24 protein-coding genes are annotated in these 24,752 nt (G+C 47.1%); 7 read left to right on the forward strand and 17 right to left on the reverse strand.

Annotated elements, in window-relative coordinates; genetic code table 11:
* Positions 1–49 precede the first annotated feature (49 nt).
* Positions 50–208 (reverse strand): hypothetical protein, encoded by a 159-nt coding sequence (locus NX903_RS18990; RefSeq protein ID WP_009968374.1) that lies wholly within the window; start codon positions 206–208, stop codon positions 50–52.
* A gap of 28 nt (positions 209–236) precedes the next feature.
* Positions 237–827 (reverse strand): DNA-3-methyladenine glycosylase, encoded by a 591-nt coding sequence (locus NX903_RS18995; protein WP_086344479.1) that lies wholly within the window; start codon positions 825–827, stop codon positions 237–239.
* Between the two features lie 128 nt (positions 828–955).
* Between NX903_RS18995 and katX the strand changes: the two genes are divergently transcribed.
* Both katX and NX903_RS19005 read left to right on the forward strand, forming a co-directional pair.
* Positions 956–2,599, forward strand: a complete 1,644-nt coding sequence (katX, locus tag NX903_RS19000) for a catalase KatX (protein WP_003243042.1) — start codon at positions 956–958, stop codon at positions 2,597–2,599.
* A gap of 103 nt (positions 2,600–2,702) precedes the next feature.
* Positions 2,703–3,902, forward strand: coding sequence for an MFS transporter (locus tag NX903_RS19005; protein WP_086344480.1), 1,200 nt, complete (start codon positions 2,703–2,705; stop codon positions 3,900–3,902).
* Here NX903_RS19005 and NX903_RS19010 read toward each other — a convergent pair.
* Genes NX903_RS19010 through sigY form a run of 6 tightly spaced genes read right to left on the reverse strand, consistent with a single transcriptional unit; the run spans position 3,899 to position 6,803 of the window.
* A complete protein-coding gene (locus tag NX903_RS19010) occupies positions 3,899–4,675 on the reverse strand; it encodes an ABC transporter permease (RefSeq protein ID WP_086344481.1) in 777 nt (258 codons plus the stop codon). The genes NX903_RS19005 and NX903_RS19010 overlap by 4 nt on opposite strands.
* Positions 4,672–5,559, reverse strand: a complete 888-nt coding sequence (locus tag NX903_RS19015; RefSeq protein ID WP_024573403.1) for an ABC transporter ATP-binding protein — start codon at positions 5,557–5,559, stop codon at positions 4,672–4,674. Before NX903_RS19015 ends, NX903_RS19010 begins: the two co-directional genes overlap by 4 nt.
* Positions 5,560–5,565: 6 nt before the next feature.
* Entirely contained in the window at positions 5,566–5,754 is a 189-nt protein-coding gene (gene yxlE / locus NX903_RS19020) for a sigma Y negative regulator YxlE (RefSeq protein ID WP_003227293.1), read from the reverse strand.
* A complete protein-coding gene (gene yxlD, locus NX903_RS19025) occupies positions 5,751–5,957 on the reverse strand; it encodes a sigma Y negative regulator YxlD (RefSeq protein ID WP_003227291.1) in 207 nt (68 codons plus the stop codon). Before yxlD ends, yxlE begins: the two co-directional genes overlap by 4 nt.
* Complete coding sequence (locus NX903_RS19030; protein ID WP_003227289.1) at positions 5,954–6,274, reverse strand: YxlC family protein; 321 nt, start codon at positions 6,272–6,274, stop codon at positions 5,954–5,956. The genes yxlD and NX903_RS19030 overlap by 4 nt, the downstream gene beginning before the upstream one ends.
* Entirely contained in the window at positions 6,267–6,803 is a 537-nt protein-coding gene (gene sigY, locus NX903_RS19035) for an RNA polymerase sigma factor SigY (protein WP_015250905.1), read from the reverse strand. Before sigY ends, NX903_RS19030 begins: the two co-directional genes overlap by 8 nt.
* Positions 6,804–7,013: 210 nt before the next feature.
* Between sigY and NX903_RS19040 the strand changes: the two genes are divergently transcribed.
* Positions 7,014–8,387, forward strand: a complete 1,374-nt coding sequence (locus NX903_RS19040) for a cytosine permease (protein ID WP_086344483.1) — start codon at positions 7,014–7,016, stop codon at positions 8,385–8,387.
* A 14-nt stretch (positions 8,388–8,401) separates the two neighbouring features.
* Here NX903_RS19040 and NX903_RS19045 read toward each other — a convergent pair whose 3' ends face one another.
* The 5 genes from NX903_RS19045 to cydA form a co-directional block, all read right to left on the reverse strand.
* Positions 8,402–9,232, reverse strand: a complete 831-nt coding sequence (locus tag NX903_RS19045) for an NAD(P)H-hydrate dehydratase (protein ID WP_086344484.1) — start codon at positions 9,230–9,232, stop codon at positions 8,402–8,404.
* An 85-nt stretch (positions 9,233–9,317) separates the two neighbouring features.
* Entirely contained in the window at positions 9,318–11,045 is a 1,728-nt protein-coding gene (gene cydC / locus NX903_RS19050) for a thiol reductant ABC exporter subunit CydC (RefSeq protein WP_015714948.1), read from the reverse strand.
* Positions 11,042–12,745 (reverse strand): thiol reductant ABC exporter subunit CydD, encoded by a 1,704-nt coding sequence (gene cydD / locus NX903_RS19055; protein ID WP_086344485.1) that lies wholly within the window; start codon positions 12,743–12,745, stop codon positions 11,042–11,044. The genes cydC and cydD overlap by 4 nt, the downstream gene beginning before the upstream one ends.
* The gene (gene cydB / locus NX903_RS19060; RefSeq protein WP_046381444.1) at positions 12,745–13,761 is read right to left on the reverse strand and encodes a cytochrome d ubiquinol oxidase subunit II; all 1,017 of its coding nucleotides are present in this window, start codon (positions 13,759–13,761) and stop codon (positions 12,745–12,747) included. The genes cydD and cydB overlap by 1 nt, the downstream gene beginning before the upstream one ends.
* The gene (cydA, locus tag NX903_RS19065; protein WP_086344486.1) at positions 13,745–15,151 is read right to left on the reverse strand and encodes a cytochrome ubiquinol oxidase subunit I; all 1,407 of its coding nucleotides are present in this window, start codon (positions 15,149–15,151) and stop codon (positions 13,745–13,747) included. Before cydA ends, cydB begins: the two co-directional genes overlap by 17 nt.
* Before the next feature lie 554 nt (positions 15,152–15,705).
* Here cydA and cimH point away from each other — a divergent pair.
* The 3 genes from cimH to NX903_RS19080 all read left to right on the forward strand — a co-directional run bounded on the left by cimH (position 15,706) and on the right by NX903_RS19080 (position 19,128).
* Positions 15,706–17,058, forward strand: coding sequence for a citrate/malate transporter CimH (gene cimH / locus NX903_RS19070; RefSeq protein WP_003227271.1), 1,353 nt, complete (start codon positions 15,706–15,708; stop codon positions 17,056–17,058).
* Positions 17,059–17,181: 123 nt separating this feature from the next.
* Positions 17,182–18,870 carry a M56 family metallopeptidase gene (locus NX903_RS19075; RefSeq protein WP_080262575.1) on the forward strand — a complete coding sequence of 563 codons (1,689 nt, stop codon included), beginning with the start codon at positions 17,182–17,184 and terminating at the stop codon, positions 18,868–18,870.
* A gap of 57 nt (positions 18,871–18,927) precedes the next feature.
* Positions 18,928–19,128 (forward strand): hypothetical protein, encoded by a 201-nt coding sequence (locus NX903_RS19080; protein WP_024571471.1) that lies wholly within the window; start codon positions 18,928–18,930, stop codon positions 19,126–19,128.
* Positions 19,129–19,141: 13 nt separating this feature from the next.
* On the opposite strand, the gene NX903_RS19085 is transcribed toward NX903_RS19080, so the two are convergent.
* From NX903_RS19085 to NX903_RS19095, 3 genes are all read right to left on the reverse strand, one after another.
* Positions 19,142–19,981: a polysaccharide deacetylase family protein gene (locus NX903_RS19085; RefSeq protein ID WP_086344487.1), complete on the reverse strand. Its 840-nt coding sequence runs from the start codon at positions 19,979–19,981 to the stop codon at positions 19,142–19,144.
* Positions 19,982–20,087: 106 nt separating this feature from the next.
* Positions 20,088–21,185 carry a maltodextrin ABC transporter ATP-binding protein MsmX gene (gene msmX, locus NX903_RS19090; RefSeq protein ID WP_003242648.1) on the reverse strand — a complete coding sequence of 366 codons (1,098 nt, stop codon included), beginning with the start codon at positions 21,183–21,185 and terminating at the stop codon, positions 20,088–20,090.
* A gap of 120 nt (positions 21,186–21,305) precedes the next feature.
* A complete protein-coding gene (locus tag NX903_RS19095; protein ID WP_086344488.1) occupies positions 21,306–22,199 on the reverse strand; it encodes a PucR family transcriptional regulator in 894 nt (297 codons plus the stop codon).
* Positions 22,200–22,382: 183 nt separating this feature from the next.
* Here NX903_RS19095 and NX903_RS19100 point away from each other — a divergent pair, with 183 nt between their 5' ends.
* Positions 22,383–23,840: an aldehyde dehydrogenase family protein gene (locus NX903_RS19100; RefSeq protein WP_086344489.1), complete on the forward strand. Its 1,458-nt coding sequence runs from the start codon at positions 22,383–22,385 to the stop codon at positions 23,838–23,840.
* Between the two features lie 41 nt (positions 23,841–23,881).
* Here NX903_RS19100 and NX903_RS19105 read toward each other — a convergent pair whose 3' ends face one another.
* Positions 23,882–24,718, reverse strand: a complete 837-nt coding sequence (locus NX903_RS19105; protein WP_003242615.1) for a YitT family protein — start codon at positions 24,716–24,718, stop codon at positions 23,882–23,884.
* Positions 24,719–24,752 lie beyond the last annotated feature (34 nt).

The following is a 24,752-nucleotide window of genomic DNA, read 5'->3' on the forward strand; positions in this document are numbered from 1 at the left end:
GCATCCGGAGGACTAGAGGGAAAACTGACCTATAAAAAAACAGCCGGGGTCAGCCGGCTGTTCTAGATGCGGACATATTCTTTTGTTTAGACGCCTTGCGGTCCTTCATGATTTTTCGAACAATCGGGTAAATGACCGGCGCCCATTTGATAACGGTTTTGATCATCTTTTTCAAAGCTCCGATTCTCCCTTCTTTTTTCTCAACCATTCCCCTGATTGCCTCTTCCTTAAACATGCTAACGCGACACGTACCTGTTTCCCGTCACCCAGAAACGCCATGGATAATCGCGTGCCTCCCCGCTGTTGTCAATGCCGATGCGCGGGCCGGTTGAAATTGCTTCCGGTGTGTACCCGCTTTCGATGTAAAGCGGCTGTTCCGTGATCCAGCGTCCGTAGTCATTCATCGTGACGCCAAGCGCTTTCGTCAGCTTTCCTGGTCCGTTTGTCCATTCCCTCGGACTCCTGCCCGGCCTTCTCTCCTCCATTAACAGCTGGCCTTCATGCGGCTCAATTGCCCTGATTAATACCGCTTGCGGAACATCCTCTTCCGCGGCAACGACATTCAGCAATGTATGGGTGTGCATCACATATGTATATACCCGCCCAGCTTCTGCAAACATGATCTCAGTCCGCTTCGTCCGGCGGTTGTTAAAGCTGTGGGCCGCTCTGTCTTCAGCCCCCATATAGGCCTCTGTTTCCACAATATAGCCTGACGCTGTGCCTTCGTCTGTTTCTTTTACAAGAAGGCAGCCCAGAAGCGATGGGGCAAGCTCAAGAGCGGTTTTTTGATAAAACGTGATGGGCAGCGGATTTTTTTCTCTCGTCACGAATCGACCTCTCCTTTTACCGATTTTTGTACATTGTACCATTCCCGAAGCAGATCAAAAAAAACGGCTGTTTTAAAATCTTTCCATTCAGGGAATATTGTTACCGTTCAAAAAAGGAGGGCCAACCATTGAAAGATGATCATCAAAACAAGCAGCACCAATCAAATGCCCAAGGGAGCGAGGAAGCGTTTTCTCATAAGACATCCGGGAAAAACGAGTCAGAGGATACCTTAACGAATAGGCAGGGGCATCCTGTTACTGACAACCAGAATGTGAGAACCGTCGGGAATAGAGGGCCTACAACACTTGAGAACTATGATTTTCTCGAAAAGATCAGCCACTTCGACCGGGAACGCATCCCAGAGCGGGTTGTTCATGCCAGGGGAGCAGGTGCACATGGATATTTTGAAGCGTACGGAAGCTTCGGAGACGAACCGATTTCAACATACACACGGGCCAAGCTCTTTCAGGAAAAAGGCAAGAAAACACCGGCATTTGTCCGTTTTTCAACTGTGAATCATGGAAAACACTCGCCTGAAACATTGAGAGACCCGCGCGGTTTTGCTGTAAAGCTATATACAGAAGACGGAAACTGGGATTTGGTCGGAAACAACCTGAAAATCTTTTTTATCCGCGACCCGCTGAAATTTCCGGATCTTGTACACGCATTTCAGCCTGATCCAGTGACCAACATCCAGGATGGTGAACGTATTTTCGATTTCATTTCTCAATCTCCTGAAGCGACACACATGATCACCTTCTTGTTTTCGCCTTGGGGCATTCCGGCCAACTACCGGCAAATGCAGGGCTCAGGCGTACATGCCTATAAATGGGTGAATGAGGAGGGCAAGGCCGTTCTCGTGAAATACCATTTTGAACCGAAGCAGGGCATCCGCAACCTGACACAGAAGGAAGCAGAAGAGATTCAAGGGAAAAACTTTAACCATGCCACACAGGATTTATATGACGCGATTGAAAATGGCGATTATCCAGAGTGGGAAGTGTATGCTCAAATCATGAGTGATGATGAGCATCCTGAACTGGACTTTGATCCTCTTGATCCGACAAAACTGTGGTATAAAGACGATTTCCCATGGAAACCGATCGGCAAATTGGTTCTGAACAAAAATCCGGAAAACTACCATGCGGAAGTGGAGCAAGCTTCATTTGGAACGGGAGTGCTTGTCGACGGGCTTGATTTTTCAGACGACAAATTGCTCCAGGGGCGTACGTTTGCTTATTCTGATACGCAGCGCTACCGTGTAGGCGCAAATTACCTGCAGCTTCCGATCAACTCGCCGAAAAAGCATGTCGCCACCAACCAGGAAGGCGGGCAAATGCAATATCGGGTCGATAGAGCAGAAGGACAAAACCCGCACGTCAACTATGAGCCATCCATTATGGGCGGGCTGAAGGAAGCGAAGCAGGACGGAAAAGACCATACGCCGCATGTCGAAGGTGATGTAAAGCGTGAAGCGATTGACAGAACAAACAACTTCGGACAGGCTGGAGAAACGTACCGGAGATTTACTGAATTTGAGCGGAACGAACTGATTACGAATTTGGTGAATACGCTTTCTACGTGCCGAAAAGAAATTCAGGATCAAATGATTGAGAATTTCACAAAAGCTGATCCTGACTACGGAAAACGCGTAGCAGAAGGGCTAAAAAAGGTTTCCGAAAACAACAGCAACGGGCCGATCGGCACAACTGAAACGGAACAGGCTGCAAAGCAGGCTGAACAGGAGAGCCATCCATCTGATCCGTATTAACAACAGCGAACAGGGCTTTTTTTGAAGCCCTGTTTTTTTATTTTTCTATTGAAACGCTTTCAACAATTGTGTTGTACTGGAAGGAAAGGGGTGGAGAGATACGATGGAATTACAGCAGGACTTGATTCCTCAGAAAAAAACAATCGGTGCTTTAGATCACGCCGTTTTTTTATGCATGGTATTTTGTTTCTGGTTTTCAGGCTATATTTACGTTCCTGTATTCAGTCTGTATTTGGAGGATCTGCACTTTTCATATGGGTCAATCGGCATCATTCTCGGCAGCTACGGGGTCACGCAAATCCTTCTGCGATTCCCGCTCGGCCTTTTGTCAGACATCCTGTTTTCCTTGCGCAAGCAATTGTTAATTGCCGGGTTCGGCTTTTCTGTCCTCAGCAGCCTGCTTTTTCTGATGTTTGATTCTTTCTTCTTCGTGCTGGCCGCCCGGCTGTTCGCGGGAATCACTGCTTCTATGTGGGTGATGGCGACCATTTTATACGCACATTATTTCAACAATGGCAATGCATCAAAAGCAATGGGCATCATGCAGTTTTTTACCGTCATGCCTCAGTTTGCCAGCATTGTGTTCTGCGGGCTCGCCGCAGCCCATTTAGGGAGGCAGGTTCCTTTTTGGATAGCGCTGGCAGCTTCTGCCTCAGGTCTGGTGATCTGCTGCTTTATAAAGGATCCGTCTGCTCCTCCCGCAAACCGTGACATTCGTGTCAATCAGTACATCAAAGATACATTGCGGCTGCCAAAGCTGAAGCTTTTCACCATCCTGTCTATGACGGCCCATGCCGTATTATTTATGACAGTGTTTGGTTTTACGCCGCTTTACATGAATCAGCTCGGAATGGGCGACGCGGAGCTGCTTTGGGTGATGAGCGCCTTTTTCCTCCCACACGCAGCCGCCACATTAAGCTTTGTGTTTCTGCGCTTTACAAGCCGTATCGCTTACTCCGTGATGCTCATTAGTTTCGCTGTCACCGGGGTCTGTTTGCTATATGTTCCTTTTTCAGCTGCATTATTCACGGTTTGCATCACACACGCCTGTATCGGACTGGCGCTCGGCTTCGTTTTTCCTCTGTTGCTAAGCCATGTCGTCGAAATCAGTTCTGCCCGTTTAAAAATGTCAGTGATGGGGTTTTATCAATCATTTTATGCGCTAGGCATCTTCCTCGGGCCCCTTCTTGCCGGAAAAATCGCACAACTTGTCGGGCTTGCGGGAGTTTTTTATGGAGCCGGGTTTCTGGCATTTGCCGCCTTTTTTGTGATGCTCGCGCAAAAACGTAACATGATCAATTAATAGCTTTCATACCGCTGGAAGCGCCACACAGAAAACACGGCCAGAAGCATGATGCACAGAATGGAGAAAGTGAGTGACCATCCGAAAAAATCTGCCCGCTCTCCATGAAGAAGGATATGCTCCGCCTGCTTGCAAATCTCAGCCGGAAGCCACTTCGCACCATCTGGAAATAATGAAACAGCAAAGGAAACGGCTGCTGTGAGCCCGATCCCGCAAGCCGCAGCTGCTCCGACAGACCGGAATATCGTACTTCCGGCAAGGCCGGCGGTCACAATAAATATCACCCAAAGAGCGTAAAGGCCAAGGCTTGCGGCAAAGCGGCTGAATGATGCGTCCTCAAACAGCAGCCGGACGTAATAGTAAGCAAGCCCGTATCCAGCTGCAAACGACATAATGCCGATCACGCTTTGGATGAACCATTTACTCACGATATAATGGGCTGCCGTCACAGGCCGCGACATAATCAGCGCTGTTACCCCTTGATTTCTTTCATTGGCTACACTGCCCATCACGCTAAAGATGACCAGAGCCATGCCAAGCGTGTTGAATTGAGAAAGCGTGCTGACCATCACTTCAGACCCGGAGGGCATCGTAAAACTGATTTTCATGCCGTCAGGAAGGTTCCCTCCATGTGCGATGATTTCCGGCATATAATAAATGGTCAGCGGCTGTGTCAGCCCGACGATCATCATCGCAATCGGCAGCCAAATCAGCTTGCCGCTTTTCCATCCTTCCAGCCACTCCTTCTGCAATAGCGCCGTCATCACCTTCATGCGTGCACCACCTTTAGATAGACGTCTTCTAGAGACTCCGTTTTCTGTTCAAAGCGGGTGACGGTCAATCCCTTTCGGATACAGTCACTTAATAATGACCGGCCAGCGTGTATATCAGGCAGCTCGAAAACCGCTTGGGACGGATTCTTATAGACAATAGCTGAGACGTAAGGCTTCTCTTCAAGCCAACCTTCCAGCTTCTCTTTCACTGAAAGGGTAAAAACGTTCGTTTGCTGCTGTTGTTTCAGCTCCTGTAACTCGCCTTTCCATGAAATTTCACCGTTTTTCATAATCACCACTTGATCACACACCTGCTCTGCATCGTGCAAAACATGTGTAGAAAACAGAACGGCCATATGCTTTTTCAGCTCCCGCATCATGTCCAGCACCTCGAACCGTCCTGTCGGATCAAGTGCAGACACCGGTTCATCCAATATCAAAAACTTCGGTTTATGGAGCAGTGCCTGTGCCAGACCGAGTCTTTGTTTCATGCCTCCTGAATAGCCCCCGATCTTTTTGTGCGCCGCTTCGTGCAAACCCACAAATTCCAGCATCTCGCCGATTTCCTCTTGGCATTTTCTCTTCGAAAGGCCGGACAGTCTCCCCGCAAATGTCAAAAATTCATTTGCGGTCATCCAGGAATAAAAAGCTGGATACTGCGGGAGGTACCCAATCAAACGCCGATCCGGCTTTTTTTCTCCTAACAGCTTAATGTTTCCGGAGGTTGGCGAAAGCAGACCGGCCAGCATTTGCAGAGTCGTGGTTTTGCCGGCTCCATTGGGACCTAATAGCGCGACACACTCGTTTTCATTCACGTGAAAACTGATATTCTTTACAGCTTCATGATGCCTGTACGATTTGCATAATGATTCAATAGACAGCATATCGGCTTACCTTTGCTTTCTGCCGACGGTGAAAAATAAAATCGGCCCGATAATATTGATACATACGATGATTGCAGCCCACATCCACTTTGGCCCGTTCGTCCGCTCTTCTTTTATACAGCTGATAAGGGCAAACACCGCCAAAGCCAGCTGTAATACAATCAGCGGCAAAATCATTTCCCAAGAAATATTCATTGCTTGATCCCCCTTTTCTTCCGATCCGGCCTAATGACAAAAAAGTAATAACAAATCAGAGGCATCGGTGCTTGAATCAATCCGACAATCCCCCAAACCCATGCCATGCGATTACGTTTTTTCGCATCAATAAATAAAAAGATTCCCTGCGCCAATACGATGAGACAAGCCGCAACCGTTATGATAATTTCTGTTTGTGTCATCCGCGTTTCACCTCGCATTCGCCGAGATGCCTTTTTTTCTCAGCCGCAATCAAAATCGGCAGCACCGCAAGCACACAAACCTGAAGCACAATAAACACAGCAGGAGCTTGAGTGAAAGCTAAGATTGCAGCACTCACAACCATCAGCGCGCAGAATACAAATAAAATGATCTCTTGAAGAAGTTTTTTTCTGTATTCAGCTTTCATTTGTGACAGCTGGTGAAGCAGTTCTTTTTGATTCGGTATAGAGGGATTGGCTGTTTGATCAATTTTTTTCCATTCTGACTTTAAATGATCAGAAAGCTTTTCTTTATTCATCGTCCCACTCCTTTCTGATTTGCTGGAGCCCTTTATGAACTCTGGACTTTACAGTGCCTTCTTTGATTTGAAGCATCACCCCGATTTCAGCGTAGGTATAGCCGTAGTAATGCCTTAATAAAACCGGTGTGCGCAGTTTAGGGTCCAGCTTTGAAAACAGATCGAGCGTTTCGCTCCACTCTGCCCCTTTCGCCGACACGTCCCACTTGATCTTGCGGATTGTTTCCTCCGTAACTGTCTGATTCCGTTTCCATTCTCTCTTTCTCTTTTTCTGGTGATCGAGATAGAGCCGCGATGCAATGGAGATCAGCCATGTGGAGAATTTTGAACGGCCCTGAAAGCTTCTTAAATGGATGTACCCTTTCAGAAAGGTTTCCTGAACAAGTTCCTCGCTGAGATCGGGGTGAAGGGAAAGCTTTAACAAGTATTTATATAAGAAAGAATAGTGATAGTGGAAAAGGGCTGTAAACGCCTCGTCGTTTCCCTCTTTCGCCTGCTGGATCAGCCGCTGTTCTTCATGTGTATCCAATGACCGTGATCCCCCCTTTTTGTTTTTCTGCCTTATGAGACGACACCGGATTCAAAAGCGTTCATCTTTTTTACAATTCTTTTCAGCCATTGACAGATCAGGCTTCCCGGCCGTTTGGCTGCATATCCTTATTTGTAAACCCTCTTATAGTCTGTTAAGCTATGACTTTATGTCGATTTCAAAAAAACATCCAATATGGAGGACGATGCATTGAAAGTAGAAAGGCGAACGATTGAATATATTCCGAATGAAGAAAGACATGGTAAAGCGAAAGATTTATTTCCCGTATGGTTCGGGGCTAATATGCATATCACCACGTTAGTGACCGGCACGATTCCCGTTGCAATGGGACTTAATCTGTTTTGGAGTGTTGCCGCTATTATTTGCGGAACCTTAATCGGTGCCATATTTATGGCGTCTCATTCCGCGCAAGGCCCTCAGCTAGGCATCCCGCAAATGATTCAAAGCCGTGCCCAATTCGGCGTAATCGGAGCGATTCTTCCCCTCTTCTTAGTCATGTTTATCTACCTTGGTTTCTTCGCAAGCAGCACGATTCTGGCGGCCGGAACCTTAAGCAGCTTTGTTCCCATCCCGGGATCATGGAGCATTATAGGCTTAAGCGCCGTATGTTTTTTACTCACCATTTTCGGCCATGATTTGATTCATAAAATGCAAAAAATCCTTTCTTGGACCTCTTTTGCTGTATTTTTTGCTGCAACGATTCTCATTTTTCAATTGCCGATTCCGGCAGACAGCTGGATTCCCGGAGCGATTGATCTGCCAATTTTCTTGGTGGCAGTCAGCGCAGTTGCGACGTGGCAGCTTGCCTACGCGCCGTATGTTGCCGATTATTCAAGATATCTGCCAGTTAAAACACCGGCTTCAAAAACATTTTGGTACAGCTATGCAGGTACATCTGTCAGCTCCATCTGGATGATGCTGCTCGGCGCATTGCTGACAACCTCACTGCCTGACTTTACGGCAAACTCAGGCAGCCAGATTGTCCAATTGTTCGGTCCCTTCTCGTTTATTATGCTGATCATTGTGTTATTTGGGCAAATGGCAATCAATGTTTTTAACCTGTATGGGGCCTTCATGTCCACGACAACAACGCTGGAGCCGTTTCTGAAATTAAAAGTCACGCCCAAAGTCAGAATCATCATGATCCTGGGTGTCACGCTTGTCGGCACAGTCTTAAGCCTACTGGGACAGAGCAATTTTATGGAGCTGTTTTTGAATTTTATCTTTTTCATCAGTTATTTCTTAATTCCGTGGACGGCAATCAATTTAGTCGATTACTACTTCGTTCGCCACGGAAAGTATCAAGTCAAAGCCATGTTCGACGTAAACGGGCCTTATGGAAAGGTCAATTGGATCACCACAATTGCGTTCGTTCTGTCTATCTTGCTGGAAATTCCGTTTATCAACACAAGCTTTTACATCGGACCGCTTGCCAAAATGTTTGGCGGCGGAGACATCGCATGGATTATCGGCTTGGCCGTGCCTTCTGTGCTTTACTATGTATTAATGAAACCGCGTCTGAAAAAACGGGCGGGGTATCAAGAAAAGCTGTCTTCTCTCTGAAGACAGCTTTTTTATCATTCAAATCGTTTCCACACGCGGGGCAGGATGTCAGATAGCTCATGAGCGAGCAACGTATGAGCGGAGTGCTCGTCCGTCCAGAGCTCGGCGCACGCACCATGCAAATAGACCGCGTTTAATATGGCGTGCTTTGGATCTTCATGGCAGCAGAGCATCCCCAATATCATGCCCGTCAGCGTGTCACCGGTTCCGCCCTTGGCGAGCGCCCCGTTTCCGGTTGGATTGAGCCAGCAGTCTCCATCAGGAAACGCGATGACGGTTTGGTTTCCTTTTAACACAATGACAGTCTGCAGCTGAGCCGCCCATTCCTTTGCATATTCCGCTCTTTTTTTCTGCAATTCGTTCACGGGCACCCCTGTCATTCGGGAAAACTCGCCCGGGTGCGGCGTGAGGATGACGAGGGCCTCCCGTTTCGGATATGTGCGCTTCGCCAGCGCTCCGGCATCCAAAATAACAGGACAATCAGCCGCAAGCACATGATCGACTGCCTGCTGTACGCTTTCCGTTTGCGGAAGGCCCGGTCCGATGGCAATGGCCCGGTACGTCTCTTCAAGCTGAGCATCCGCCGCCTTTTTCCAGCCGTCACGCCAATAGGTCGCCTCGGGCAAAACAGGAACAATTAGCGGGATTACGCTTTCTGATGTACCGATGACAAGCTTGCCGAGACCGCTCCGCATGGCCCCAAGCCCTGCAAGCAGCGCTGCCCCCGGCATGTCGTCACTTCCAGCCAGCAGCAAAGCCGTACCGTACGTGCCTTTATGGCTCTCCGCATCTCTTTCAGGAAGCGTGGCCCTTACATGCTCTTCCGTCCAATATGGAACATTCATCTCTATCCCTCCTCTGCTTTCTTTTCCTATTTTTCCTGTCCCTTTTCTTTTTCAAACAAAAAAGACAGCCTTTTAGGGCTGTCTTCTATTTTACAGGAACATCAAGGTGATACAGGCGGCTGTACCGTTCGTTTGCCGCCAGAAGCTCCTCATGGGTTCCTTCCATTTCTGTTTTGCCGTTTTCGAGAAATACGATTTTATCAGCCGCTTCCACTCCCGCGAGATGGTGGGTAATCCATAAAATCGTTTTTCCTTTCAGCACCTCAAACACCGTTTCCATCAATTCACGTTCGGTAATAGGATCGAGGCCGACTGTTGGCTCATCGAGGATGATGATCGGTGTATCCTGCAGCAAAATCCTCGCAAGTGCGATCCGTTGGCGCTCTCCACCGGAAAAACGGATGCCGGTTTCTTGTACAGAGGTATGATATCCATCAGGCAATGACTCAATGTAGTCATGCAGCTTGACCTGCTTTGCGGCGCGGCGCACATCCTCGTCGCTTGCTTCTCCGTTTCCGAGCCTAATGTTGTTCAAAATGCTTGTATCAAACAGGTGCGGTTTTTGATTTAACACGGCCACCGCATCCGCAATCTGATCCTTTAACAGCGCTGTCTCCACTCCGTTTAACGTCACAGAACCGGAGTCCGGTTTCAAGGCGCCTTCGATTAATGCAAGCGATGTTGATTTCCCAGAGCCGCTTCGGCCGAGCAGCGCCATTTTTTCTCCTTGGCGCAGCGTAAAGGAAAAGTTGTGCAGCACTTGGCTGCTGTTGTCATAAGAAAACGTCACATCACGAAAGGCCAAGGTGACATCTTGAAGATCGAGCATTTGATCCCCTGATTCAGTTTGTGACGCCTCCAGCTGAGGAGCCACCTTGTTCATGCGTCTGATAGAATCCTGATAGCCCGGCACTTCGCCTAAGGCATCCGAAAGCGGCAAAAAGGCTTCCGTCAACGGAAACACCACTAGCACAAAAGCGGCAATCATCGTTTTAGCGAGCTCGCCGTCCGCTTGCTGTCCCGCTGTCCAAAACAGCATCAGCAAAATAAGGCCAGCGACAAGGCATTGCGCAGCAAAGTCCCGCCATCTTGTAAAGCGTTGTTTTTTCCGTTCAAGCTCAAACCAATCATGTTCCTCTTTTTCATAAGCATCAATAAAAGCATGCCGGCGTCCGCTGAACATCCAGTCACTGACACCCATCACAGCATCTGTCAGACGGCTGTACAGCACATTCCGTCCGCTTTTCAGCTTCGCATTCTTCGCTCTCGTCACGAGCAAAGACACAACCGGAAACAATACAACAAGAACAAACAAATACAGCGCAAGCAATATGGCAAACGGCCAAGAGAAGAAGCCGAGCGCTATCACTGACACAGCATACAGGAGCAAGGCTGAGATCGCAGGAAAAATCGTTTTTAAGAATGCATCCTGCAAATGCTCAATATCCTCAGACAAAATGCCGAGCATATCCCCCGTGCGAAAACGGGAACGCAGCATCAAAGCACCCGGCTCAAGCATATTGTAAAGGCGGACGCGCATGTCGGATACGATTTTCAAAATGATGTGATGCCCGACGAGCCGTTCCACATATCGCGATACAGAACGCGCAATCCCAAAGGTGCGCACTGCGACAATCGGCACATAAATGAGCAGAATGTTTTCCGGCCTTGTCGCCGCTTTAGAAATCAAAAACCCTGAGGTGAACATGAGAAAAGCAGCAGAAAAAATCGTCACCGCGCCCAAAAAGATAACCAGAACAAACAGGCGGGCATTTTGCTTGATATACGGCAAAATCCATTCTTCTTTCTTCATGCTCTTTCCCCCAGTTGCGCCTTCACGAGTTTGGTATACACACCGTTTTTCTCCAGCAGTTCATTGTGAGTCCCGACTTCCGCAACCCTGCCCCCGTCCAGCACGATAATTTCGTCCATATCGAGCATCCAGTGAAGGCGGTGAGTCGCGAGAAAAACGAGCTTATCCTCAAATAAATCCACCATCGTTTCTTTTATTTCATATTCTGTTTCGATATCAAGATGAGCGGTCGGCTCATCCAGCAGCAGGATCGGACGGTTTCCCAAAAAGGCGCGGGCCAGCGCGACACGCTGTGCCTGGCCGCCGCTGAGCGCCCGGCCGCCTTCCCCGATCCGCCCCTCTAATCCTTCAGGAAGGCTATCCACCAGCTCCGCCAGTCCCGCCGCCGCAGCAGCACGGGCTGTATCCTCTGCCGAAGCGCTTGGGTGGTAGAAGCGAATGTTATTGCCAAGCGTATCATCAAAAATGTACGGATGCTGAGGGATGTACAGAAGGTTTTTCTGCCAGCTGCCGTCCTGCAAATGGGACCGGCTTGTACCATTAACCTCAATCATCCCGCCATCCGGCTCTAAAAATCCGCCGAGAATATCAATTAATGTTGATTTTCCGGCACCGCTTGCACCGATAATGCCGATTTTTTTCTTGCCCTTGAATGAGAGATGAATATCAGACACCGAACGGCCGACTGACACGCCTGACAGCTTCAGCTCATCCTGATCGGACCAAGCCTCGAGCTGAAGCGGCGTCTCTTCTTTAAAACCAGGCTGCGACAAAATCTCTTGAATGGTTTTTCCTGCTTCCTGGCCGTTCAGTGTTGCATGATAATCATTCCCCACTTCCCGCACCGGCAAAAAATACTCAGGCGCCAGAATAAGCGCCGTTAAAGCAGGGCCAAGCAAAATATCGCCGTCAATAAGGCGCAGGCCCAGAAATACTGCGACTGTCGCCACCGACAGCATCGTGAAAAAATCGAGGGCGAATGATGACAAAAACGCCACCCGGAGTGTGCTCATCGTTGCCTTGCGATATCGCTCACTCACATAGAAAATATTTTTGCTGTGTGACTTGCTCAAACCTAGGAAACGCAATGTCTCCAGCCCGCGAAGAGAATCAACAAAATGATTGGAAAGTCTCTGATAGGATTTCCACTGACGATCCGCTTTTCTCTGCGCGACAAGGCCGAGGAGAATCATAAAGATGATCAGAATCGGCATAGCCGCCACTAAAATGATGGCTGATGTGCGATCCTGAAAAAACACATAAATGACAACCGCCGCAGGCACAATCGCCATGCTGACCATTTTCGGCAGAAACAGCTCCAGGTAGCGGCGGAACTGGCTGATGCCTTCCATCGCCAGCGTCACCATTTGCCCCGTCCCTTCTTTCTTTGCAAAGCGGGGGCCTAATCGGAACAGCTGATCAAGAAAACTTTTTCTCAAATCTGCTCCTGTCCGGGCGGCGTATTGATAGACGATTTTCTGTCGCGCCACCGTCACCCCGTGCCGGGCGATAAAAGCGATGAGGAAAAAGCTGATCACCGGAAAAAGAGAGGTAATGCCCTTCCCGTTGAACAGTCCGGTTACGGCCTCACTCAGCCACTCTGCCTGCATAATAATGGCGGCTGTCTGAATCAGCGTTAAACAAGTAATCAAGGTGAGAATCCGCTTCATTCCTTTATATCGAAACAGGTCTTTTCCCATTAATAAGTCATAGGCTCCTTATGGCTGACGCGCTTCCGGAAGACATAATAGCTCCAGATCTGGCTGCCGATGACGAACGGCAATAGCGTTAATGCTGCAATTGACATGACTTTAAGCGAATAATCTCCGGAAGAAGCGTTAGCTACTGTTAAATCGTATGCGCTATGAAGCGAGCTGACCATTACACGAGGGAATAGGGAAATAAAGATCATTCCCACGGTCAGCGCCAGACCAGCGCCTGTCATCCCAAATGTCCAGCCGTCTTTTTTCTTACGAATAAATACAGCCGCGAGCATAAAGCAGATGACAATCAAAACAGTGAGCGGAATGGTAATCTCGCCGCGGCGTGTAAACATGTCTGTCTGATACGCAGAAAGGGCCGCGAAGGCAAGAACCGCTACAAAAACAACACCCATTATCTTTTGCGCCATTTTCCGGGCGCGGTTTTGCAAATCACCAATCGTACGCAGCGTGATAAACATTAATCCATGCTGGAAGCAAAGAAGTGTTACCGTCACACCGCCAAGTATAGAATATACATTGATATAATCAGATACATGTGCGTGAATGTTCATGTCGGCATCAATCGGCATCCCGCGGAATAATGTCGTGAACAGCACACCAAGCACAAACGGAGGAATCAGACTGCCGAAGAAAACGACCCAGTCCCAAACCTTTACCCATTTTAAATGATCCACCTTGCCGCGGAACTCAAACGCGACCCCGCGGCCCATTAACGCAAGCAGCACTATGACAAACGGAATGTAATAACCGCTCAGCATCGTTGCATACCAGTTTGGGAATGCCGCGAAAATGGCGCCTGCGCCAGTCAAAAGCCACACTTCATTCGCGTCCCAGAACGGCCCGATCGTGTTGATCAGCACTCTGCGTTCTAATTCATTATGGCCAAGAAAACGGGTCGCCATGCCGACCCCGAAATCAAAGCCTTCCAAAAAGAAGAAACCTACAAACAATACGGCAACGAGTATAAACCAAAGATCATGAAGAGATGCCATGGTATACCTCCTGACTAAATGGATCTGTTGATACAGGAACATCATGATGATCACTATGCTCCGCACCTTTTTTAATCTCACGGATAAACAAGAAGACAAGCAGTGCACCAAGAATCATGTACATCACACCGAATGCGATGATTGAGAATAACAAGGAGCCCGCTGTTACGTTAGGTGACACAGATTGAGCGGTTGTCATTAACCCCATAACCGTCCAAGGCTGACGTCCGATTTCTGTCATAATCCAGCCCGCGGAGTTCGCAAGAAACGGGAAGGAAATCAACGCGATCATGATGCGCAAATACCATTTGCTGTCTTCAAGCTTTTTGCGGCGGTTTAACCAAAGGCCGCCTAACGCAGCAAGAATCATGACAACACCTGCTCCTACCATGATGCGGAAGCTCCAGAATGTCGTTTTCACTGGCGGAATGTAGTCGCCTTTTCCGTATATTTTTTCGTACTCAGCCTGAAGGGTTTTCATCCCTTTGACACTTCCGCTGAATTTCTGATAAGCCAAGTAGCTCAAGGCATAAGGAACTTTGATTTCATTTGAGCTTTTTTCATTTTTTGTATCGATCGTCGCAAAAGCGGTCCAAGCAGCAGGGTCACCGCTGTCTTCCCATAGACCTTCACTGGCAGCCATTTTCATCGGCTGTGATTCCATCAAGTGCTCAGCCTGCATGTGTCCGCTAAGGCCAACGCCAAGACCTGCACAAAGGCCGACGATCATTGCGAGTTTAAAAGATTGCTTAAAGAACGGCACTTCTTTTTTCTTCAGCAGTTTAAAAGCACTCACTCCGGCAATAAAGAAAGCTCCAGTGGCAAGCGCACCGAAAATAACGTGCGGGAATTCAACCCAAAGCTGAGGGTTTGTAATCAACGCGCCAAAATCATTCATTTCCGCGCGGCCGTTTTTGATCGTAAAACCGACCGGCTCCTGCATAAAGGAGTTTGCTGTTAAAATCCAGAAAGATGACATGATCGTTCCGAATGATACGAGCCATATGCAGAGAGCGTGAATTTTCTTCGGCAGGCGGTCCCAGCCAAAAATCCATAATCCGATAAAAATAGATTCCATGAAAAACGCCAATAATGCTTCAATCGCAAGCGGAGCGCCAAATACATCTCCGACAAAACGGGAGTAATCTGACCAGTTCAGTCCAAACTGGAATTCTTGCAAAATCCCCGTTACAACACCGACTGCGAAATTTATTAAGAATAAGTGTCCCCAAAACTTTGCCATTTTGAGATACAGCTCATTTTTCTTTACAAGATAAAGAGTCTCCATCAACGCAACCATAAACACAAGCCCGATAGACATCGGCACAAACAAGAAGTGAAACAACGTTGTTGATGCAAATTGTATGCGGGCTAATACCAATTCACTCATGCTTTCTCCTCCATTTCCGGTTAAAACTGTTAATTTGCTCACTACTTCACAAATAGAACCGAGACTTTGATCAGTAATTCACAAAATAGACGAAAAAAATATTGTTCAATATTTCACAAACGTGTCAAAAAGTCGTCCAATATGAGGCAAGATTGCCAGACTGACCAAATGACACAATCTCTGACTGGTTCATATTAAGTACTTTACAACGATTCATTTCAAAAATAAAGCCTAAAATACCTAAAAAGTCCCGCACTATGTGACGGATTTTTGTCTATTTTGTTGCTTATTTATGTCGGCTGCTAGGATAAATGACCCTTTATTATCGTACATCAACACATCGTTCCTTGCGAACAAAATGCTTGCCCTGCACCAGCACTCGTTTCTCCGCACTCCGTCATAAACAGATTTTAGGCAGGATGCCTCTTTTCATTTGAACCGGCAAGTGGAGAAAAGTTGAATAGTAAATTTTTAATATATTAATAATTTCAATTTTTTAGTATACTTAACATAGTGAACAATTTCACTGCATCAAGAATAGGGGAGGTTTTTCAATGGGAGAGCTTCAAACACACATGCAATTGCAAACGGATACAATTCACGAAGGGGTTCGAAAAGAGAATTGGTTTGCGAAAGCCATGAATATAAAAGTAGGCATCATACCGCTTCCTGTGTATGCCTTGCTGTTTATATTAATCACTGTTTTTGTTATGCATCACGATGTAAAAAGTGACATTTTGACATCCATTGCCGTCATGGCGTTTTTCGGATTTACCTTTGCCCAAATCGGCAAATCGATACCGATTGTTCGTTCTATCGGCGGCCCGGCCATCCTAGCTACTTTTATTCCGTCCGCTGTCGTGTACTATCACCTGCTGCCTAATGATATCGTCAAATCCACCACAGAATTTACAGAAAACTCAAACTTTCTATATTTGTTTATCGCCGGTATTGTCGTCGGAAGCATTCTCGGCATGAAAAGAGAAACACTCGTAAAAGCATTCATGAAAATCTTTATTCCGCTTATTGTCGGTTCTGTCACAGCCGCTATTGTCGGACTGGCTGTCGGGACATTGCTCGGACTCGGATTTCAGCATACCCTGCTGTACATTGTCATTCCGATTATGGCTGGAGGAGTCGGAGAAGGCGCTATCCCGCTGTCCATCGGATATTCTGACATCATGCCCATTTCTCAAGGGGAAGCGTTTGCACTTGTTCTGCCATCGATTATGCTGGGCAGCTTGTGCGCGATTATTCTAGCGGGATTGCTGAACCGAATTGGAAAGAAAAAACCGGAATGGACAGGCAACGGCAAAGTGGACCGCTCCGAAGAAGAGTCCCCTGCGCTGGAGGAATCACAAAGCGGACAGCAAATGTTCAACCTTTCTTTATTTGCGTCAGGCGGTATCCTTGCTGTTTCTTTATACTTAGTCGGCATGCTCGCTCACGATTTTTTCGGTTTTCCGGCACCCGTTGCCATGCTGTTACTGGCTGTTCTAATCAAGCTGTTCAGATTGGTGCCTGCCTCAATTGAAAATGGCGCGTTTGGAGTGTCCCGCTTCTTTTCAACAGCTGTGACCTACCCGCTTCTCTTTGCGATTGGGGTATCCATGACGCCGTGGGACAAGCTTGTCGCCGCTTTTAACCTCAGCAATATTATTACGATTCTGTCTGTCGTTGTGACCATGATGGCCGTTGGCTTCTTCACTGGAAAATGGCTGAACATGTATCCGATTGAAACCGCCATTATCAATGCGTGCCATTCTGGACAAGGCGGCACCGGAGATGTCGCAATTTTAAGCGCGGCGGAAAGGCTTGAGTTGATGCCGTTCGCCCAGGTATCTACCCGCATCGGGGGCGCGATTACAGTATCCTTAACCTTATTGCTGCTGCACCAATTTTATTGATACACCTCGGAGCAAGTTCTTCGGAAAACGAAAGAGCTTGCTTTTTTGCATGTCCGTGTTTTTGCAAGTTCCCATCCCATGCTATAGTAATAGTTGGAAATACTAGATAGAAAGGAATCTGGCATGCCTATGGGAACTCATCTATTTCTCTTTATGCTTCTCGGGCTTGGATTTTATTTGATATCAGCCCTGGCTGCAAAACTCATTCCGGCCATAGACTTCTGGATTGATATTGTTCTATGGGTCGGCGCTGCAGTTTACATCTTCTCTCATCTCTCATTCATGGACGGCATTGTCTCAATCGCGACAATGTTCTACTGCTATTGGACCGCAATGGATCTCATTGTTTCAGAGCGTGCGGAAAAACCTTCGGGAGACTGGCAGGAGATCGAGCTGGCCAGAAACAAAACACGCCTCCTGTCAGACATTGCACTGACCGCCGTTGTGTTTGCGGGCGCTGTCATTTTTTTCATCTATGGACCTGACCCAAGCCCCCTCAAATATGTAATCCTTTTCGGCATGATCTCCGGCGGAGGGGCACTGGTGAAGCGTATACTGAATGTTTTCAGCGTAAAGGTTTTTTATTCAGCTGCCTTAGAAAAATTGCATATCAGCTCACACTATGAAACCCGTACATACCCGCTTTCCGATTTGAAGGATATTCAGCTTGAATCAACGGCAGATCTCTTAAAGCTCCATCCGCTTCTGACGATGTATTCATCCCGTTTAGATTTGACAACAAGCTTTCAGCAAGTCATTAAACTGTCTCTTCCCGGCGAAACACTGTTTCTGACGGTGAAGGAACCGCAAAAATGGAAAACAATTCTCCAGGAATACACAGATGCAGAAAACAATGTGGACAATGTGATTTCTGTTTTGCCGTTTTATCATAGAAAAAATGTGAAGCGGCTGCTCGGGAAGCTTTATTTTGCCGCCAGCGTAAAAGGGGTATCCGCTTACGCCTTATTGGTGCTCGCGTTATACGCATTACACGCCTCTCCATGGGTCATGGCTGTTGCCGTAATCCTATATTGGGTATTCAACATGTATATGTCAGACCGTGTGTTACGGGCGGCAATGGACGCCAAGCCTTGTCATCATCCGCATGTACAGGCAGCGGCCGATAAGATTTTCCGATCGGCCGGCATTTCCCATGTCCGCATATACGAAACGGAGAGTGATGATTACAACGGAATGGCAGTAGGCATGAATGTCGGGAGGTCAATGGTCATCCTAACAAGCGCCACACTAACACTTCCACAGCGTGTCATTGAAGGCATTCTGGCCCATGAGGCGATTCATATCAAAAAACGTGACGTTCTGTCATCACAGCTTTTGCGTTTTCTATATCTTGGAGCTGTCGTTGGGATTTTCCTCTTATTTGAGCAGCATATCACCCATCCCGAGGCCCACAAAATTGCGCTTTGGGCTTTCATTATGGCAATCATTATCCTGTTCCAGCTCTATCAATCCTTTTGTTCACAATGGATGGAGGTGCGTGCTGACAACCTTGGCGCATCATTGCTGGGGGGCGGTTACAAACAAATGGCTGAAGCCTTAAGAATCTTGGCGGTTCGGCAGGATGAGGACATACAGAAACAAAGTGCCTACAGCTCTGAAGCAGGTGAAGACGAGCTTCAAATTGATTCTCTCACCCGTGATAAAAGCTGGTTTTTCAGATTGATTGATTTTCAGTTCGCTCCTCATCCCCCTATGTATTGGCGTGTCGGCACTTTATTGTCAAACAAAGGACATGGGGTGCTGAAGCGCTGGCTCAGAGACCGCCTGAAAGAATCGATCACTTTGAAATGAAACCGGTCAGCGTTTCATCCGTATAACAGATATGGTGAAAAAAGGGAGTGACGCGAAGTGATTGTGATCATCTTATTGTTTATATCTATTATTGTTTTTCTTTCAGTCATTCAGCCGCAGCCATCGGAAAATAAAAGCCGCCAGCAGGCGGACAGCGGGTATTTCGGTTATTCAGACAACGGCTCACACCATGATGGATGCAGCAGTGACGGAGGTTTCAGCGATTCCGGCTGTGGCGGCGGAGGGGGCGGCGATTAAACGCCGCCTTTTTTTATTTCATTGATTCGATGTACGCACCAAAAGCCGAGCCTGACATGCCTGGGGACACGCGCACACGATGGAGGGCATACATTCCCTGGTCTCTTGAAGCCGCGCCCGGTTCTGTCGTCACGCCCATTTGATAGCCTGTTTTTTCAGCGGTCTTCAGCGTCTCCTCATTGTAGCGCCCTACCGGATAGCTGATGAGGGAGGTTTGCTGATGAAACATGTTGTCGAACAGCTTTTTCGAATCAGCCATCTCGCTTTGCTGCTGTTGAGGCGTTAATCCGTTCAGCTCAAGGTGGTCAATCGTATGGCTTTCAATCGATATGCCGTGCTGTGCCATTTCCTTCATTTGTTCCTCTGTCAGATGGTGCTTATGTCCGATCGATTTGCCGATCATAAAAATCGTTGCCTTCATCCCGTACTTTTTCAGCACCGGATACGCATCTTGATAATTGTCGGTGTACCCGTCATCAAATGTGATCAATACGCATTTCTCACTCGGTTTTTTATCCTGCGTCAGCATGAGATATGCCTCTTTCGGTGTTAATGTCTGATAGCCGTTATCATGAAGCCACTTCATATGCGCCTCGAATTCTTTCTTTGGCACACGGAGGCTGTTTCCTGAAGAAATGCTGTGGTACATCAAAATCGGCAGCTTTGCCGGTTTCTCTGTTTTGATCCATGCGGATGTATCGTCTTCTTTTTTCTGAACTTGTACTGCCTTTTTTTCCGGTTTCTTTTGTTCCGCTTTTGGCATCGGCTGCTCTGCATTCGCCTCTTGATCAGCGCAAGCCGCAAGAGCCAAACAGCTGCCCAAAAGAAAGATGCTTAAAAACAATCGTTTCATCGTTCTCCTGCTTTCTGTCTATTTCTTCCTCCTTTTTCATCGGTTTGATTCTGAGATTTTCAATAGCAAAAAACCGGACATGTCTCCATGTCCGGTTTTTTTGATCTTATCGAATTCTCACTTCTGTCTCACTGTCAAAGAAATGGCCTTTATTCATATCAAATGCAACCGTCAGTTCATCGCCCGATTGAATATCGAGGCGGGCGTCGATCCGCGCAATAAAGTCTTGGTTGTCGATCTGCGAATAAATCATGATTTCAGAACCGAGCAGCTCTGCAACATTGATCTTCGCCTTAATCGAAGAGTTCTTATATGATTCCACGACAATCAATTCATCATGTATATCCTCAGGACGGATGCCAAAGATGACCTCTTTGCCGATGTAGCCTTTTTCACGCAGCACTTTCATTTTTCCTTCCGGGACGGTTAATGCCGCAGAACCGATTTTGATTAAGCCATCCGTGAGCTTCCCTTTGAAAAAGTTCATCGCCGGTGATCCGATAAACCCGCCGACAAAGACGTTTTCAGGGAATTCATATACATCCTTCGGCGTCCCAATCTGCTGAATTTTCCCATCTTTCATGACTACGATCCGTGTCGCCATCGTCAGCGCTTCTGTCTGGTCATGTGTCACATAAATCGTTGTAGTTTGCAGTCTCTGGTGGAGCTTAATGATTTCGGCCCGCATTTGCACCCTCAGCTTCGCGTCCAGGTTTGACAAAGGCTCATCCATCAGGAACACCTTTGCATCCCGCACGATTGCCCGGCCCAGCGCAACCCGCTGTCTCTGTCCGCCTGACAGCGCTTTCGGTTTACGGTGCAAATATTCCTCCAGCCCGAGAATTTTAGCGGCTTCTTCTACTCTTTTTTTGATTTCAGGCTTCGGCATTTTCCGAAGCTTGAGCCCGAACGCGATATTATCGTAGACCGTCATATGCGGATAGAGCGCGTAGTTCTGAAATACCATCGCGATATCCCTGTCCTTTGGCGCTACATCATTGACCCGTTTTCCTTCAATATAAAAATCGCCTTTCGAAATTTCTTCAAGTCCTGCGACCATTCGCAGCGTCGTTGATTTCCCGCAGCCGGACGGGCCGACGAATACGATAAATTCCTTATCGGCAATATGAAGGTTAAAGTCATCAACCGCCGGTTCCTTTTGATCATAAAATTTATAAATATGCTCCATCCGCAATTCAGCCATCTAACATCCCCCTTTGTTATTGTAAACGCTTTCTTATATTGAGTGTAACAGCAATTCCCTCTCGCTAAAATGGGCAGCGTTCATAAAATCACCCAGCCATTTTTCGTGCATATTTCCAATTTATTCTGAACTTTCATTTTGCAGGCAGATAAAATAGGCAAGAAGCGCGCCTTTGTACGATTTGATATCTATCCCTGACCGCTCAATAAATTTATCAATCCGATATTGCAGGCTGTTGCGATGCAGATGCAGCTTTTTCGCTGTTAATGTGACGTTTGAGTTGTTTTCAATAAACAGCTTAATGGTCTTCCTTAGCTCAGCTTCACTTCCAAATAAAAGCTCAGCTTCTTCAGAGAGCAGCGTTTCCAGTTTTTCTTTTTCTGTTTCTAATAATAGAAAAGGAAAGATCATCTCAAAGGTCACACTCTGCACCTGAGGCAGCCGTTTTTCAGCAAACAGGAAATACGCCTGTTCACGAGCATAATGTTTTCGCAGACACTCATCCGGCTCGTAAAATCTTCCGGCGTAAAAACGGACACTGAAGTAGAAATCACTTTCAAGAACCTTAGCGAGCGATTCCAGTTCGTCCTTCTCCGCCGTCGATTCACTTTCCTGCTCGACAATCACGCCTCTGTCCTCATGGATCCACACAATCACAAAAGACACCGGCCAAAAATGGCGAACCGCTTCCGTAAAGGACGTCCTTTCTATTTTGCCGAATAAATGAAAGTGAACAAATCTCGTCCGTTTCTTTATATACGCCGGCAATTCCCCTCTGAAAAAAAGGAACGAAAACCACTTGTTTTCCTCAGGTGATTTCATAGACAGTTGATTGCCCTCATCCGCAGGCGTCAAAAATGACTGCAGCACCAATACTTCTTTTTCACTGATCTCTGTTTTCGGAATGGAGATATATCTCTGATTGCTCTCATCAAAAAAACATAGACAGCCTTCCCTTATGCAAAGCTCCTCAGACACAATCGAACCGGGATAAATAGCCAGCAGCGATTTCATAGAGTCTCCTCTCTTATGTAAGGATCTGTATATTCAGTATAAGGCGAAACACACATGTTCTCCACTAAAAAAGAGTATATCCGGTATAGATAGACGAGAAACTGAAAGGGAAACCTCATTCGTTTACATATTGGCTTCAGCGGAAATAGAAGAGGATATGCAGGACCAAAGGAGGGTCATCTTATGAGTTTCGAAACGTTAAACAAAAGTTTTATCAACGGAAAATGGACTGAGGGAGAAAGCGGACGTACGGAGGACATTTTGAATCCGTATGACCAGTCTGTGATCACAACAGCATCTTTGGCAACGGGCAAACAGCTGGAGGATGCGTTTGACATTGCACAGAAAGCCCAAAAAGAGTGGGCCAAGAGCACAACGGAAGACCGAAAAGCCGTCCTGCAAAAAGCGCGCGGCTATTTACAGGAAAACCGTGATGACATCATCATGATGATCGCCCGCGAAACTGGCGGAACGATTATTAAATCAACGATCGAGCTGGAACAAACGATTGCGATTTTAGATGAAGCCATGACGTATACTGGTGAATTAGGCGGCGTCAAAGAGGTGCCATCCGACATTGAAGGGAAAACCAATAAGATTTACCGCCTTCCGCTAGGTGTCATTTCATCGATTTCTCCATTTAATTTCCCAATGAATCTATCCATGAGATCCATTGCGCCCGCAATTGCGCTGGGTAACAGCGTTGTCCACAAGCCTGATATCCAAACTGCTATTTCCGGCGGGACCATCATTGCGAAAGCGTTTGAACACGCCGGTCTTCCTGCCGGTGTCCTTAACGTCATGCTGACGGATGTAAAGGAAATCGGGGACGGCATGCTCACCAATCCAATCCCGAGATTAATCAGCTTTACAGGATCAACAGCAGTCGGGCGCCACATCGGTGAAATCGCCGGGCGTGCCTTCAAACGAATGGCACTTGAGCTCGGCGGCAACAATCCATTTGCCGTTCTTTCAGATGCGGATGTCGATCGTGCTGTGGATGCCGCGATTTTCGGAAAATTTATTCACCAGGGACAAATCTGTATGATTATCAACAGGATCATCGTTCATCAAGATGTATACGATGAGTTTGTAGAAAAATTCACCGCCCGTGTCAAACAGCTTCCGTACGGCGATCAAACCGATCCGAAAACCGTTGTCGGCCCGCTGATCAACGAGCGCCAAATCGAGAAAGCGCTGGAGATCATTGAGCAGGCAAAGGCAGACGGCATTGAGCTTGCGGTTGAAGGAAAACGCGTCGGAAACGTGCTGATGCCGTACGTCTTTGTCGGTGCGGACAACAACAGCAAAATTGCCCAAACGGAGCTGTTTGCCCCAATCGCAACCATTATTAAAGCTGGCAGCGACCAGGAAGCGATTGACATGGCAAATGATACTGAATACGGCCTCAGCTCTGCGGTTTTCACTTCTAATTTAGAAAAAGGCGAAAAGTTCGCCCTGCAAATTGACAGCGGCATGACCCATGTCAACGACCAGTCCGTCAATGATTCGCCGAATATTGCCTTTGGCGGAAACAAAGCAAGCGGTGTCGGCCGTTTCGGCAATCCGTGGGTCGTCGAGGAATTTACCGTGACGAAATGGATTTCGATACAGAAGCAATACCGCAAATATCCGTTCTAAATGAAAAAATCCCTCTGTTTCAAGTACAGAGGGATTTTTCTTTATTTAGATATATCCACAAACCCTTCGCCAAACACATCGCGTACGTCATGTACGATCACAAACGCTTTTTTGTCGCAGCTTCTAATGATTTTTTTCAGCATAGACAGCTCCTGTTTGTTAATGACGATATACAAAATCTCTTTTGACTGGCCCGTATAATTTCCCTTCCCTGATAAAATCGTCACGCCCCGATCCATCAAGGTATTTACCTGCTCTGCAATCTCACTCTTATTTTCTGAAATGACCGTAATGGCTTTTTTCGTATTCAAACCTTCAATAATGAAGTCCATCACTTTGGTACCGATATACAGCATCACGATCGTAAACATCATTTTTTCTGCACCAATAATAAAATAAGAGCTAAATACTACGATTAAATCAAAAAACAAGAGTGCATAGCTGATATTCCAATCTAAATATTTATTAGCAATTCTGGCCAAAATTGCGGAACCGGCTGTCGTCCCGCCGACCCGGATAATCATGCCGATCCCGACTCCCGCAAATACACCTGCGAAAATCGTATTAATGATCAATTCATCAGACGGAATGCTCCACCCATGTGTCAGATGAAGAAAAAGCGAATTTGCCGCAACCGCAATGATCGTATAAACCGTTGTTTTTCCATCCAGAAACTTGTAGCCGATTAAAAGCAAAAACGCATTTAAGATAAAGTTCGTGACACCAGGAGACCATTGAAACAGATAATACAATATCAGCGTAATCCCAGTGACTCCGCCTTCCCCAAGATCATTGGGAATCGCAAATAAATTAACCGCAAGCGCGAAGAAAAAAGCGCCAATCACAAGCATAAGTACATCCAACATTCTCTTTTTCATCACGAAAACACTCCTTCTCATTGTTCTGTTCTAG

The organism is Bacillus sp. FSL R5-0576, from assembly GCF_038004765.1.
GTDB lineage: Bacteria > Bacillota > Bacilli > Bacillales > Bacillaceae > Bacillus > Bacillus subtilis.

What these genes read in the sequence shown, in the direction of transcription:
- NX903_RS18990 (WP_009968374.1), bottom strand. Translation starts at nt 208, where the DNA reads ATGGTTGAGAAAAAAGAAGGGAGAATCGGAGCTTTGAAAAAGATGATC.
- cydD (WP_086344485.1), bottom strand. Translation starts at nt 12,745, where the DNA reads ATGGGAAAAGACCTGTTTCGATATAAAGGAATGAAGCGGATTCTCACC.
- NX903_RS19005 (WP_086344480.1), top strand. Translation starts at nt 2,703, where the DNA reads ATGGAATTACAGCAGGACTTGATTCCTCAGAAAAAAACAATCGGTGCT.
- NX903_RS19015 (WP_024573403.1), bottom strand. Translation starts at nt 5,559, where the DNA reads ATGCTGTCTATTGAATCATTATGCAAATCGTACAGGCATCATGAAGCT.
- NX903_RS19030 (WP_003227289.1), bottom strand. Translation starts at nt 6,274, where the DNA reads ATGAATAAAGAAAAGCTTTCTGATCATTTAAAGTCAGAATGGAAAAAA.
- NX903_RS19095 (WP_086344488.1), bottom strand. Translation starts at nt 22,199, where the DNA reads ATGAAATCGCTGCTGGCTATTTATCCCGGTTCGATTGTGTCTGAGGAG.
- msmX (WP_003242648.1), bottom strand. Translation starts at nt 21,185, where the DNA reads ATGGCTGAATTGCGGATGGAGCATATTTATAAATTTTATGATCAAAAG.
- cydB (WP_046381444.1), bottom strand. Translation starts at nt 13,761, where the DNA reads ATGGCATCTCTTCATGATCTTTGGTTTATACTCGTTGCCGTATTGTTT.
- NX903_RS19085 (WP_086344487.1), bottom strand. Translation starts at nt 19,981, where the DNA reads ATGAAACGATTGTTTTTAAGCATCTTTCTTTTGGGCAGCTGTTTGGCT.
- NX903_RS19045 (WP_086344484.1), bottom strand. Translation starts at nt 9,232, where the DNA reads ATGAATGTTCCATATTGGACGGAAGAGCATGTAAGGGCCACGCTTCCT.
- yxlD (WP_003227291.1), bottom strand. Translation starts at nt 5,957, where the DNA reads ATGACACAAACAGAAATTATCATAACGGTTGCGGCTTGTCTCATCGTA.
- NX903_RS19010 (WP_086344481.1), bottom strand. Translation starts at nt 4,675, where the DNA reads ATGAAGGTGATGACGGCGCTATTGCAGAAGGAGTGGCTGGAAGGATGG.
- NX903_RS19100 (WP_086344489.1), top strand. Translation starts at nt 22,383, where the DNA reads ATGAGTTTCGAAACGTTAAACAAAAGTTTTATCAACGGAAAATGGACT.
- NX903_RS19105 (WP_003242615.1), bottom strand. Translation starts at nt 24,718, where the DNA reads ATGAAAAAGAGAATGTTGGATGTACTTATGCTTGTGATTGGCGCTTTT.
- yxlE (WP_003227293.1), bottom strand. Translation starts at nt 5,754, where the DNA reads ATGAATATTTCTTGGGAAATGATTTTGCCGCTGATTGTATTACAGCTG.
- cydC (WP_015714948.1), bottom strand. Translation starts at nt 11,045, where the DNA reads ATGAAGAAAGAAGAATGGATTTTGCCGTATATCAAGCAAAATGCCCGC.
- cimH (WP_003227271.1), top strand. Translation starts at nt 15,706, where the DNA reads ATGGGAGAGCTTCAAACACACATGCAATTGCAAACGGATACAATTCAC.
- cydA (WP_086344486.1), bottom strand. Translation starts at nt 15,151, where the DNA reads ATGAGTGAATTGGTATTAGCCCGCATACAATTTGCATCAACAACGTTG.
- NX903_RS19075 (WP_080262575.1), top strand. Translation starts at nt 17,182, where the DNA reads ATGCCTATGGGAACTCATCTATTTCTCTTTATGCTTCTCGGGCTTGGA.